12 protein-coding genes are annotated in these 11,993 nt (G+C 59.5%); 3 read left to right on the top strand and 9 right to left on the bottom strand.

The genetic code is table 11. The annotated features are described in order from the left end of the window. Positions 1 to 130: 130 nt before the first annotated feature. The 5 genes from cyoD to NKJ76_RS24825 all read right to left on the bottom strand — a co-directional run bounded on the left by cyoD (position 131) and on the right by NKJ76_RS24825 (position 5,268). Complete coding sequence (cyoD, locus tag NKJ76_RS24845) at positions 131 to 541, bottom strand: cytochrome o ubiquinol oxidase subunit IV (RefSeq protein WP_023748059.1); 411 nt, start codon at positions 539 to 541, stop codon at positions 131 to 133. Continuing rightward, positions 538 to 1,215 carry a cytochrome (ubi)quinol oxidase subunit III gene (locus NKJ76_RS24840; RefSeq protein ID WP_352538590.1) on the bottom strand — a complete coding sequence of 226 codons (678 nt, stop codon included), beginning with the start codon at positions 1,213 to 1,215 and terminating at the stop codon, positions 538 to 540. The genes cyoD and NKJ76_RS24840 overlap by 4 nt, the downstream gene beginning before the upstream one ends. Next, positions 1,212 to 3,212, bottom strand: a complete 2,001-nt coding sequence (gene cyoB, locus NKJ76_RS24835; protein ID WP_352538594.1) for a cytochrome o ubiquinol oxidase subunit I — start codon at positions 3,210 to 3,212, stop codon at positions 1,212 to 1,214. The genes NKJ76_RS24840 and cyoB overlap by 4 nt, the downstream gene beginning before the upstream one ends. Positions 3,213 to 3,214: 2 nt before the next feature. Next, complete coding sequence (gene cyoA / locus NKJ76_RS24830) at positions 3,215 to 4,144, bottom strand: ubiquinol oxidase subunit II (protein WP_352538589.1); 930 nt, start codon at positions 4,142 to 4,144, stop codon at positions 3,215 to 3,217. Between the two features lie 233 nt (positions 4,145 to 4,377). Then, on the bottom strand, positions 4,378 to 5,268 hold the full coding sequence (locus tag NKJ76_RS24825; protein WP_023741832.1) for an MBL fold metallo-hydrolase: 891 nt from the start codon (positions 5,266 to 5,268) through the stop codon (positions 4,378 to 4,380). Positions 5,269 to 5,567: 299 nt separating this feature from the next. Between NKJ76_RS24825 and NKJ76_RS24820 the strand changes: the two genes are divergently transcribed. Then, entirely contained in the window at positions 5,568 to 6,725 is a 1,158-nt protein-coding gene (locus tag NKJ76_RS24820) for a glycoside hydrolase family 26 protein (RefSeq protein ID WP_352538588.1), read from the top strand. Between the two features lie 69 nt (positions 6,726 to 6,794). Here NKJ76_RS24820 and NKJ76_RS24815 read toward each other — a convergent pair whose 3' ends face one another. Genes NKJ76_RS24815 through NKJ76_RS24805 form a run of 3 tightly spaced genes read right to left on the bottom strand, consistent with a single transcriptional unit; the run spans position 6,795 to position 9,681 of the window. Further along, complete coding sequence (locus NKJ76_RS24815; protein ID WP_023817826.1) at positions 6,795 to 7,316, bottom strand: ferritin-like domain-containing protein; 522 nt, start codon at positions 7,314 to 7,316, stop codon at positions 6,795 to 6,797. A gap of 47 nt (positions 7,317 to 7,363) precedes the next feature. After that, complete coding sequence (gene glf / locus NKJ76_RS24810; protein WP_023691419.1) at positions 7,364 to 8,506, bottom strand: UDP-galactopyranose mutase; 1,143 nt, start codon at positions 8,504 to 8,506, stop codon at positions 7,364 to 7,366. A 2-nt stretch (positions 8,507 to 8,508) separates the two neighbouring features. Then, positions 8,509 to 9,681, bottom strand: a complete 1,173-nt coding sequence (locus NKJ76_RS24805) for a glycosyltransferase family protein (protein WP_352538587.1) — start codon at positions 9,679 to 9,681, stop codon at positions 8,509 to 8,511. Between the two features lie 353 nt (positions 9,682 to 10,034). Here NKJ76_RS24805 and NKJ76_RS24800 point away from each other — a divergent pair, with 353 nt between their 5' ends. Beyond that, entirely contained in the window at positions 10,035 to 10,952 is a 918-nt protein-coding gene (locus tag NKJ76_RS24800) for a glycoside hydrolase family protein (protein ID WP_023691417.1), read from the top strand. A 172-nt stretch (positions 10,953 to 11,124) separates the two neighbouring features. Here the strand turns inward: NKJ76_RS24800 and NKJ76_RS24795 are convergent, their stop codons facing one another. After that, positions 11,125 to 11,427: a hypothetical protein gene (locus tag NKJ76_RS24795; protein ID WP_155923928.1), complete on the bottom strand. Its 303-nt coding sequence runs from the start codon at positions 11,425 to 11,427 to the stop codon at positions 11,125 to 11,127. A gap of 16 nt (positions 11,428 to 11,443) precedes the next feature. On the opposite strand from NKJ76_RS24795, the gene NKJ76_RS24790 reads away from it, so the two are divergent. After that, entirely contained in the window at positions 11,444 to 11,953 is a 510-nt protein-coding gene (locus NKJ76_RS24790) for a pyridoxamine 5'-phosphate oxidase family protein (protein ID WP_023691415.1), read from the top strand. Positions 11,954 to 11,993 lie beyond the last annotated feature (40 nt).

Genomic DNA, 11,993 nt, shown 5'->3' with positions numbered 1-11,993 from the left:
ATCAACATGGACGACCTGCGCGAGCACAAGAAGCTCGCTCTGCGCCAAGCCGCATGACCAGCATCATGGCTGCCCCATTTTGCAGAACTTGACGCACACAACCGGCGGCCGTGCGTTCGCAGGGCAGCGTTCAAGGCATCGTTCCGGCTTGATGGGGTGTCATGGCAGCCATGTTTTGATTCAGATGGGCCATGATCCAGATAGAGCCCAGAACCACCAGCGCGACGATCAGCACGCCGAAGGCCAGGGCCAGGATGTTGTTGGTGTTGTCCGGCCCGGTGGTCAGGTGCAGAAAGAAGACAAGATGCACGCCCATCTGCGCAACAGCGAGCACCACCAGGGCCGAGATGACCGCGGGCTGGTAAATCAGATCGGTTCGCGCCGCCAGGAATGTCGCCATTGTGAGCAGGATGGCCAGGCCGAAGCCGAGCACATAGCCCGAGAGGCCCCCAGCCGTTTCGTGCTCGCTTATGTGTTCCTCGCCCGGCGCTGAATCGCGGGGGTCCTGCAACTCGCCGGTCTTGCTCTCGATCTCGGTCATGGCGATGCTCCCAGCAGATAGACCAGGGTGAAGATGGCAACCCAAATGATGTCGAGGGCGTGCCAGAAGAGCCCGAAGCAGTGGAGCCGCCGCAAGATGTCGGGCCGAAAGCCCTTGACCCACAGCTGCGCCATCATCGTTCCCAGCCAGAGCAGGCCGAGACCGACGTGGGCACCGTGGCAGCTAACGAGCGCAAAGAAGGCAGAAAGAAATGCGCTGCGCGAGGGGCCTGCCTGCTCGCCGATCATTGCCGCGAACTCCTGCAGTTCCAGGAACAGGAACGCTGCCCCGAGCAACCCCGTGACGAGAAGCCAGAACTGCGTGGCAGCCATTGATCTGCGAAGGGTGGCGAGTGTTGCCACGCCGCCGGTGAAGCTCGAAGTGAGCAGAAGGCCCGTCTGGACCGCAACGCGTGTCGGTTCGAACAGATCCTTGCCTGTCGGTCCGCCGGCGGTTGCCTTGGCGAGCACGGCGTAGGCGGCGAAAAATGCCGAGAACATGATGATGTCGGACAGGAGAAAGATCCAGAAGCCGTAAGTCACTGTGACGAACTTTGAGGCCGGGCCGCCTTCTCCGTGGCCGGTCGCAGAGCGCACCGCGTGCCGACCGGTGTGATTGAGCCGATACGGGTCCCGTGCCTGGGTGCCGACGCTGGAGAATGCATGATCGCTCATGCCGGGCGCTCCCACCCGCGCAGCCAGGCAAACTGGGCTGCCTTGTGGTCATGGTCGATGCGGGCGACCTCGTCGACAGGGATCTCGTAGTCTCCATGATCGCGCCAGGCGAATACGACGAAGGTTGCGTAGGCGCCGATGAAGCCGACGATCGCCAGCCACCATATATGCCAGATCAGCGCGAAGCCGATCAGTGTGCTGAAGAAGGCGGTGACGAAGCCAGTCGGGCTGTTGCGAGGCATCTCGATCGGCTCATATGCCTTTTCCTCGTCCGAGCTCTGTTCGATCCCTCGTTGCTTGATGCTCCAGTAGGGCTCTTCGTCTTCCAAGTGAGGCAGCCGTGCATAATTGAAGACAGGAGGAGGAGAAGATGTCGACCACTCCAGCGAACGCCCGTCCCACGGGTCGCCGGTTTCGTCGCGAAACTTGTCGCGATGCCGGATCGAAACGAAAAGCTGTGTGATCTGCAGCGCCGCGCCGGCGATCATCACCACCACGCCGAAAGCGGCCACCACCAGCCACGGTGCCCAAAGGTCCATATCGATATGTTGCAGGCGCCGCGTCATGCCGAGCAGACCGACAATATAGAGCGGTACGAAGACCAGCATGTAGCCGGCCAAGGTGACCCAAAATGCCGCTTTTCCCCAGCCTTCGTGCAAACGGAAGCCGAACGCCTTGGGGAACCAGTAGGTGAAGCCGGCGAATGCTCCAAACAACACGCCCGAGATGATGACGTTATGGAAATGCGCGACGAGGAAAAGGGAATTGTGTAGCACGAAGTCGGCCGGCGGGACGGCAAGCAGGACGCCAGTCATGCCGCCGACGGTGAAGGTGGTCACGAAAGCCAGTGCCCAAAGCATCGGCGTGTCGAAACGAACGCGCCCGCCATACATGGTGAAGAGCCAGTTGTAGATTTTCACACCGGTTCCCACGGCAATGACCGACGTGGCGATGCCGAAGGCGGCATTAACGTCTGCTCCGGCACCCATAGTGAAGAAGTGATGCAGCCAGACCATGAACGAGACGATGCAGATGAACATCGTGGCCGCGACCATCGAACGGTATCCGAACAGCGGCTTCGATGAAAAAGTCGAGAAAATCTCGGAAAAGATTCCGAAGGCGGGAAGCACCAGGATGTATACTTCGGGATGGCCCCACGCCCAGATCAGGTTGACGAACATCATCTGATTTCCACCGGCTTCGTTGGTGAAGAAGTGGAAGCCGAGATACCGGTCCAGCGTCAGCATTGCGAGCGTGGCGGTAAGGATCGGGAAGGCTGCGACAATGAGCAGGTTGGACGCGAGCGAGGTCCAGCAGAACATCGGCATTCGCAGATAGCCCATTCCCGGCGCCCGCATCTTGAGGATAGTCGTCACCAGGTTGACGCCGGTGAGCAGCGTGCCGACGCCGGAGATCTGGATCGCCCACAGATAATAATCGACACCGACGCCCGGCGAGTAGGTGGTTTCCGACAAAGGGGCATAGGGCAGCCAGCCGGTGCGCGCGAACTCGCCGACCACAAGCGAGATGTTGACCAGCAGGGCTCCGGAAGCCGTCAGCCAGAAGCTGACGGAATTGAGCGTCGGAAAAGCGACATCGCGTACGCCAAGCTGCAGCGGCACGACGAAATTCATCAGGCCGATCATGAACGGCATCGCGGCGAAGAAGATCATGATCGTGCCGTGCGCGGAAAAGATCTGGTCGTAGTGCTCCGGGGGGAGGTAGCCCGGCCCGTGAATCGCCAGCACCTGTTGTGTGCGCATCATGATAGCATCGACAAAGCCACGAAGAAGCATGAGCATCGCCAGCACAATGTACATCACGCCGATGCGCTTGTGGTCGACCGAGCTTATCCACTCGCTCCACAGATATGGCCAGTAGCCCTTCACCGTTATCCAGCTAAGCACGGCGGCTGCTGCCAGAAAGACGCCAAGGGCTGCGCCGAGGGGGATGGGTTGATCGAAAGGAACGGCCGACCAGTCGAGCTTGCCCAGCATCGTCATTCTGCCCCTTGTGGATGATGGGTCATCGTTGCCGCCGCCGCGGGGAATGCCCTTGGGCTCACCTGTGGCTCGCCGCTGGCTGCGCTCTCAGCGGGCCCCGGACCCGGTGGGAGCGTCTGCTGGACGACCGCTTCGAACAGCCCAGGCTGGACATGACCGAAGGAAGCCGGCGCCACATTTGTGCTTTGCCGGGCGAGTTCGCGATAGGCATTGGCATTGAGCACGCCGCCCCCGCCACGCAGCGATGACGCCCAGCGGGTGAAGGCATCGGCTGAAACCGCGCTCACACTGAAATTCATATCCGAGAAGCCGTCGCCGCTGAAGTGCGCCGACTGGCCGAAAAAGCTGCCCTCGCGGTCGGCCTGCAGATGCAATTCGGTCTGCATGCCGTTCATGACGTAGACCATGCTGCCAAGCTGGGGCACGAAGAACGTGTTCATCACGCTGGCCGAGGTCAACTTGAAACGCACTGGAACACCGGCGGGGATAACCAGTTGATTGACAGCGCCCACGCCCTGCTCGGGATAGAGGAACAGCCATTTCCAGTCGAGCGCCACCACCTGAATGTCGAGCGGCGGCTGACTAGAAGGGATCGGTTTGCGTGGATCGAGCTGATACGATCCGTAGTAGATCAGCCCGCCAATGAACAGGATGGTGAGCGTCGGGATCGACCAGACGATCAACTCCACGCGTCCCGAATAGGTGAACTCCGGGTTATAGCGGGCGTTGCTGTTCGAGGCGCGGAACTTCCAGGCGAATGCCAGAAGTGCAACAAGCGTGGGAACAACGATCACCAGCATCACCGCCAGCGAGTTCAAAAGGATCGTGCGATTGCCGACGCCAATTGGTCCTTGGGGATCGAGCACTCCCCCCGCGCAACCGGGCAAGAATGCGCCTCCGAGGATCCAGAGCAGTTGGCGTGTCAACTTAGGGCTGGATGGCAACAACACCGGTTCTGCAATCTCTCTTTGCGGGAACGCGTGCTAGGGGCATGCGTTTCATCGGGTTCCATCTGAGCCTCCCCATGGCGCGGAACCTCGCGGCACCTCGCAGGGTGTCGCCCCCTGAGCGCGTGCCCCAACTGTCGCCGGCCGGGTTTGTTCCGCTGGACCGAGTTGCTCTGTCCGATGGTCCCGCGTTGGCCAATCCGACCATAATTTCAGAACGATGGCGGCTCGATTGGCCTAGCTATCGGCGACGCTGGCTCGCGCACGAATTTCAATTTCGGCGGGACGGCGAATACCCTGAATCGCTCAGCCAGGTTATCGAGAGCCTGACGCATTCCCACTCCCGCAGCAGCCGCACCGTGTCCACTGATGACCATCTGGGGGCCCAAGGCAGCCAGATGCTTCACGGACCTTTCCGCTGCATCCCAGTCTGGCGTGAAATAGCGCGGCGGACCGTGCATCTCGAGATCCTGAATGGCGACTTCATAGACCGACTCCTGACCGGTGGTGATGAAAGCGTCTCCTACGATGAGCGAGCGGTCTTGCTCGCGCCAGAGCGAGATATGCCCAGGGGCATGTCCGGGTGTGTGCAGCCATTGCCATCCGGGCATTCCGGGGATCGATCCATCGGCGGGCAAGGGTTCCAAACGGCTGCCAAGATCGATTGGCCCACGTGGAAAAAGCGGTGAAAGCAGCGCCATCAGTCCACCCCCAACCCAGGGATCCGGTGGCGGATAGGATGTGGTTCCGTCCAAATAGGGGTGCTCGAGTGGATGGGCGAAGACAGGCACGTCCCAGCCATTTGCGAGTTCTAGAACCGTTCCCACATGGTCGAAATGGCCATGGGTCAGGATGATTGCAGCCGGCCGTGCGTTGACGCCGAACCGCTTTTCCGCGACCGCTAGAATGCTGCTGCGAGACGTCGGCAACCCGGTATCGATCAGCACCCAGTTCCGATCTCCGCTGCCCGGTGCGCCGAAGAACACGACATTGACGATTGCTAGCCGCAAGTAACCCAGGTCCGGTGCGATGCTCCAAGCGCCGTCGCCACGATCCTCGCGCCTGGCGTGGTCGATCTCGGAAAGTCGAATCTGAACGGTCATGTGATCCCATGCCTCTGTTGTTGCCGAGCAGCCGCTCGAGTGGATGACGGCGGCGGTACATCGCCCCGAACTTGGGACGGGCCTCCTTGTTCCTCATTTGCACGCGGCGCCCGGACAGTTCACCACCGGAACAAAGGCTCTACCAATGGGTTCGGCACTACCCGGCCACGCAAGGACGAGCTGGACTGAGCAACGAACATGGGGCGCGCCCGACTGAATTCGGTATTTCGCCAACGCGGTTCCCGGTCCGGACAAGGCGGCCGAGTTCGAAGCCGATTGCCCAAAGGAGACTTCGAAAAATGAGCGAAGTGGGACGCCAGACGGAGGCCTCGGTTCCGGAAGCTTCGCGCTTCGCCAGTTTTTTCATGGCAGGCTTTGAATGCTCCTCGCACCGGCGCAAGGACGGCGTTCGCCTCGATCTTATTCGGGCGACCTCGCATAATTTGCATGCCCTGGGCGACTACCGCGGCTGCGCCGAACTCGGCCTTCGCACCATCCGCGACGGCCTGCGTTGGCATTTGATCGAAACCGCTCCCGGAACCTATGACTGGTCAAGTTGGGCGCCAATGGTCGAGGCAGCCCGATCGGCAGGTGTTCAGGTAATCTGGGACATCTTTCACTACGGATCTCCGGACCATGTCGATCAGGGCTCGCTGCATTTCATCGACGCCTATGCCTCGTTCGCGGCGGAAGCCGTCAAGGTACACCGTTCGATCACCGGAACATCGCCTCTGTTGTGTCCCATCAACGAAATCTCCTTTTTCGCATGGGCTGTCGAGGTCGGCTATTTCCCGCGCGTGGGGCCGAACAAACGTGGATGGTTCAAGCGGCACCTCGTCAAGGCCGCCATCGCGGGTGTTCATGCAATGCGGGAGATCGATCCCGCCTGCAGATTTGTCTGGGCCGAGCCGCTTATCCATATCGCCCCTCGTGACCGGACCCGCAGCGAACGGCGCCGGGCCGAAAACGCCCGACAGGGACAGTTCGAAGCTTACGACATGTTGCTGGGCCGCGTCGAACCTGAGTTGGGCGGGAGCGAAGATGTTGTCGATGTCGTGGGCTTGAATTTTTACCCGCACAATCAATGGTACGTAAACGGGCCGACGATTCCGATGGGACACCACGAGTACCGCGCCCTGTCGGAAATGTTGCTAGAAGTTGCTCACCGGTACGGCAAGCCGATGTTCATTGCGGAGACCGGCTCCGAGGGATCCGGCGGGCCGGCTTGGCTCCACTATGTCTGCGACGAGGTGCGTTCCGCAATCAGTCTCGGAGCGCCGATCGAGGGTATTTGCCTGTACCCGATAACGGCCTACCCGGGCTGGGACAATTCGCGACATGCCGAGGTTGGTTTGTTTTCCGTCATCCAGGCTGATGGCAGGCGACACCTGCGCAAACCCACAGCAGATGAACTGGCCCGTCAGCAAGCTCTTCTCGTGGCGGACACGACGCCTTGAAGGGGCCTCAAACGGGGGAGGGGCGGGCGGGCGTCTGTTTCGAAACGCCGCCCGCGCCGGTGCGGTGCATCAGCTTTTTGCAGTCGCCCCAGCCTCGCGCAGCCTGGCATATCGCATGGTAACGTCGCTCAGATTTTCCTTGAGCCAGTTGGCCATGGCTTCCTCTTCGTTCAGGTTCTGCTTGAGGGCCCTTTCAGCATCCTGGAAGCCCCCGGCGTCGGCCAGTACCAGCAGCGAATTGTAGGCAGCAATCTCGTAGTTCTCGAATGCGAAATTCGCCAGGCTGTTCTTGATGATCTCGTCGCCGGCCATCGAATGTCCAATGGCGGCCACGCTGCCAACCATCGACAAGGCAGTGTCCTTGAGGGTGGAGTGCTCCTCACCAAGGCTCTCCAGGACGGACTCGAGTCTCGTGATCTGGCCTTCGGTTTCCTGAATGTGCCGGCGCAAGCGATCGGCCACCTCCGGATAGTTCTCTATACGCTCGACCTGAGGCTTCATGATCGACAGCGCTTGATTTTCCATGGCGTGCGCGTTGCGCAAGCCGACGATAAATATCTCACGGCTTTCCGAGTTGAAGTTTGTATCCATCGAGTTTCTCCTTCTGATACCCGCCCGATCTTCCGTCTTGGAAGAAACTATCTTCTCGGCTCGGCCAACAACGGCTCCTCCGTGCGCGCCCAGGCCGGGAGGCTTTTTTGGATGCGCGCGAAAGTGGCCAGAGCCTGTCCGACTACCTGGTCCATGTTGTAATAGCGGTAAGTTGCAAGCCGACCGACAAACCACACGTCTGGGCAGCTTGCCGCGAGCGCTTCATAGCGCTTGTAGAGCACTTCGTTTTCGGGCCGGGGCACGGGATAGTACGGGTCCCCGATGTCCGTGGGATATTCGTAGGTCAGGCTGGTCCGCGAACTCTGCTGGCCGGTCAGATGTTTGTACTCGGTAATGCGCGTGTAATCTTCCGTCTGGGGATAATTGACCACGGCAACCGGCTGAAATTGCTCGCGATCCAGTGTAACGTGCTCGAAACGAAGCGAACGGTACGGAAGGTGCCCGAGCTGCCAGCCGAAATATTCATCGATCGGGCCGGTATAAACCATGCGCCTGAACGGTATCTTCTCACGAATTTCACGGAAATCGGTCTGCAGCATGATCTTGATATTCGGATGGTCGAGCATGCGCTCGAACATCCGCGTGTACCCGCCGGCCGGCATTTTCTGGAAGCTGTCGCTGAAATAGCGGTCGTCACGGTTGGTCCTGGTCGGCACTCGTGCCGTGACAGATTTGCTTAGCTGACTGGGATCGACGCCCCATTGCTTTCTTGTGTAGCCGCGGAAGAATTTTTCATAGAGCTCGCGCCCCACGGTGCTGACGACGACGTCCTCGGCCGTTCGGACATCCTCCACCGTTTCGCGTCGCGACGCGAAGAAATCCTCCAGCTGTGCCGAGGTCAGGTCCAGCCCGTAAAGCCGGTTGATGGTGTCGAGATTGATCGGGATGGGAACCAGTTGCCCGTCCACGGCCGCCAACACCCTGTGCTCGTACGGCCGCCATTGCGTGAACTGCGAAAGGTGGTCCACGATCGTTTGGCTGTTGGTGTGGAAGATGTGCGGGCCGTAGCGATGGATGAGGATGCCGGCTTCATTGTAGCAGTCGTAGGCGTTGCCTCCCACATGGCTGCGGCGATCGATCAGCAAAACGCTTTCTTGACGCTGCGACGCTATCCTTTCGGCAAGCACGCTGCCGGCGAAACCCGCGCCGACGATCAGCCAATCGAACATGGCTATGCACTCCTGCGAAGGGGCACGACCTTCTTGCGTTGATAGGCGCGCTCAATGTGAGCTGCCATGGCATTCCATGTCCGTTCCCAGGACATGTCCGCAAGATAGGCATCGACTTGCTGCAGGAGCATCTGACGGGGTCGCGAAAGGACGGAGCGCAGCTTGATTTCCAGATCGTCACAGTCGGCGATTTCCACCAGCCCGGCAGCACCGTAACTGCGCACCACGTCGACGATTGCCGTCGAGATCACCGGCAGACCCGCGGCGAGGAATTCCGGCGTCTTGGTCGGGCTGATGAAACGCGTCGCCTCGTTGAGGGCAAACGGCATCCATCCGGCGTCCCAATGGCGCAAATAGTCGGGCAGATCGCAGTAGGCTTTCGGGCCAAGCCAATGCAGGTTTTCGGCTTGCGGCAGGCTTGCAGGGTCGATCTTGACGACCGGACCGAGCATGACGAAATGCACGTCCGGCATTGTCTTTGCCGCTAGCGCCACGAGATCGACGTCCAGCCGCTCGTCGATGACGCCGAAATATCCAACCCTCGGGGAAGGAATGCCGGCCTGGTCGGCTGGGTCCCTTCCTGGCCGTCTTGCGGTGTGAAAGTGCCTCACATCGATGCTGCTCGGAAATGGAAAGATGGCAGGATGCAGGTGACGCTTGGTCTCGAACAAGCTTAGACCACCGGTGAAAACCAGATCCGCGCGGCGCAGAAGCGCCTTTTCCATCTGGCCCAGCTCGGGGGGCGCATTCTTGAACGCAGAGAGTTCGTCCATGCAGTCATAGACGCATATGTCTGGGTCGAGGAATTCCGTAAAGCGAAGAGCCATTGGGGTGTAGTACCAGGCGATCAGCCGGCTATGCGGCATAGAAGCGATGGTCTGCTGCACAAATCTCCGCTGGACGGCATCTGCTTTCGCGGCCGACGTGCCGAGCGGCAGCACTGGTGTGACAATCAGAATGTTTTCCGATGCCACGCTCGTCCGCATCAGCGGCTGCGGCAATTCTTCGAAAACGGGTTCTTCAAAGTAGACCACTCGCTGCTGAGCGGATGCGAGAGTGAGGAGATGCTGCGGACGCTGGTGAACAAAATTCCATCGTAAGTGGGAGAAGCAGACCAGTATATTTTCGCGACGAACATATTGACTGCCGGTTACCCCGCCAAAGGCCGCATCCATTGACATACTCCCTCTGTGACACTATTTATGTTACGATTAACATTTGTTAATCGCGAATGGAGAGAACTACTTAGTTCCAGCTCCTAACTTTCGATCAGGTGAGTTGTTCCAACTGAAATGAAGAAGGCCCGGTCGCCCGCTTGTTCCACGCACGAAGCGGGATCTGGTTGCGGAGGCGAGGGCGGCTGTCGGAACCCGGCCGCCACTGAAAGCGTGGTTCAACGAGGAATGCTGGTGGACAGCGGCATTGCCGTATTTGCGTTGAACTCGTTGGCTATAGAATGTGCCTAACATCAATGATTCGCCTGTATCTCTGCGCGTCTCCGACTGCCGAGGCGAATTCCGGGGCTGACATGAACATCAACTTTGAAACCAACGTTTTTCCACTGTTTCATCCGCAAAGCGTGGATGATCTCAAGGACCCGTGTCCTGTCTTCGATGGCCGTGTCTGGCACGTCTTCGGGTCAAGCGGCACGGTCACCACTGAGACGTGGAGAATCTTGCATGCCACGGCGCCCGATCTGTATGGACCGTGGGCCGAGCATGAGCCGATCGAACTTCCAATCAACGGCACTGGTGTTGCGGCTCCCGGTGTGACCCACGAGTGCGGCGTCTTCCACATGTTCATCCAGACGGAATTCATGAAGTCGGGTGGCCGTTGCGAGCATGCGGTTTCCAACGACGGGTTCCATTGGGTAGTCCTCAGTCCGGCCATTCTGGCCATCCCGGACACGGAAGAGGACGGAATTTACGATCCGCATCCGGCAGTCATTGGCGGTGGGCGCTACCTCGTTTATTCGGCTATGCCAAAATTCACCAGGGTGCCTCAGCCCGACATCTATCTGGCGCGTAGCCAGTCCGACTCGTGGTTCGGTCCGTGGAAGCGGATCGGCAAAATCCTCGACCACAACGACGTTCCCCACCATAACACCAGAGATGATCCCGACTACGAATGGGGCATTGAGGGCGCGCAACTGATCGAATTGCCGGACGGCCGGGTGCTTCTCAATGCCACGTGCTTTCTTCCGGACGGCCTTCGGGGAAACCGGCAACGGGTGTTTTTTGCCATAGCCGACGAGGTCAGCGGACCTTACGTTTCGATCGGCCCGGTGCTGGAGCCAGGTCAACCGGGCGAGAACGGCCACTCGACAGTGATGATCGATGGCAGTCAGCTTTCACTGTTCTACCAGAGCCGGGTTGCCACAACCGATCACCGATGGCGCTATGGTTTGGCCAGATGCGACGTCGCTCTCTTTTCAAAGGTCGCGTGATTCCAGGCTGCCATTAGCGCCTTGAGGCGGATCCGCGTCATGCGGCCATGGAACTCCGGAGGGTTGAAGGTGATCCGCGTCGGTGACGGTAGCAAAGTGTCATCGCGAAATGATTTCAGCCCGTTCGTCAATTGTCTCCGCGCATCGATGACACCGCCAGATGGGCTCATAGCTATTTCTTCGGTCCCTTGACAGGGAATGTCGCGTCGCCGTCTTTTTTGCCGGAGATCACCCGCGGATCGGCGCTGGCGACGCCATCGCTTCCCCCGCCCTTGTGGTCCTTTTCCGACTGACCCTTTGCGTCCTGCTCGGGTGTCCGTTTTGATGTTCGAAGCGTCTTGTCCACCATCATGGCCTCGCGTTTGCCATCCAAACTTCCGGCAATTTCGAAAGTTCCACCGCCGCTTAGCAGGTCGAAGGAACCAGTGAGTTGGAACGTCGTGGCGGGACGTGAGTTGTAAGCGAGGATATTCACCCGCAGGAGGACGCTTATGGCTAACCGCCGAGAGCAGCAGACGGACCTCACGCCCGCCGAGGCAACAGACCGCATCTGGGAACTCGCCGAGGACATCGACGTCTGCATGTTTGTGACCTGGGACGGCGAGTACAATCGAGCCCGTCCGCTATCTGCGCGTGTGGTCCGTGAAGAAAACGCCATATACTTCCTCGTCAATGACGACAGCGCCAAGAGCAAGCAGCTGTCGACCTATCCAAAGGTCACATTGGCCTGGAGTGACAACAGCCACTACAAATACGTCACGATGTCAGGCCCGGCCACAGTGACAAATGATAGGGAAAAGATCGCCGAGCTCTGGGAGAAAACTGACTCAGCCTGGTGGGATAATGCCGATGATCCCGAGATTCGTCTGATAACGGTCAAACCCGACGAAGGCGAATTGTGGGACAGCCCGGGGCTAATGATGGCTACCGCAACGATGGTGTTTGCGGCCTTTACCGGCGCCAAGCCGAATGTGGGCGACAACGCGAAGGTCGAGCTCTGAGCGAGCGGCTAAACTAACCTCTGCTTTAGAGGCAGCGTCG

The organism is Mesorhizobium sp. M0029 (assembly GCF_040323735.1).
In the GTDB taxonomy this organism is placed as follows: Bacteria; Pseudomonadota; Alphaproteobacteria; order Rhizobiales; family Rhizobiaceae; genus Mesorhizobium.
This window is presented reverse-complemented; position numbering and strand designations above follow the sequence as displayed.

Coding starts and splice junctions, on each gene's coding strand:
- cyoD (WP_023748059.1), bottom strand. CDS start 541: ATGACCGAGATCGAGAGCAAGACCGGCGAGTTGCAGGACCCCCGCGAT.
- NKJ76_RS24840 (WP_352538590.1), bottom strand. CDS start 1,215: ATGAGCGATCATGCATTCTCCAGCGTCGGCACCCAGGCACGGGACCCG.
- cyoB (WP_352538594.1), bottom strand. CDS start 3,212: ATGCTGGGCAAGCTCGACTGGTCGGCCGTTCCTTTCGATCAACCCATC.
- NKJ76_RS24825 (WP_023741832.1), bottom strand. CDS start 5,268: ATGACCGTTCAGATTCGACTTTCCGAGATCGACCACGCCAGGCGCGAG.
- NKJ76_RS24820 (WP_352538588.1), top strand. CDS start 5,568: ATGAGCGAAGTGGGACGCCAGACGGAGGCCTCGGTTCCGGAAGCTTCG.
- NKJ76_RS24815 (WP_023817826.1), bottom strand. CDS start 7,316: ATGGATACAAACTTCAACTCGGAAAGCCGTGAGATATTTATCGTCGGC.
- glf (WP_023691419.1), bottom strand. CDS start 8,506: ATGTTCGATTGGCTGATCGTCGGCGCGGGTTTCGCCGGCAGCGTGCTT.
- NKJ76_RS24805 (WP_352538587.1), bottom strand. CDS start 9,681: ATGGATGCGGCCTTTGGCGGGGTAACCGGCAGTCAATATGTTCGTCGC.
- NKJ76_RS24800 (WP_023691417.1), top strand. CDS start 10,035: ATGAACATCAACTTTGAAACCAACGTTTTTCCACTGTTTCATCCGCAA.
- NKJ76_RS24790 (WP_023691415.1), top strand. CDS start 11,444: ATGGCTAACCGCCGAGAGCAGCAGACGGACCTCACGCCCGCCGAGGCA.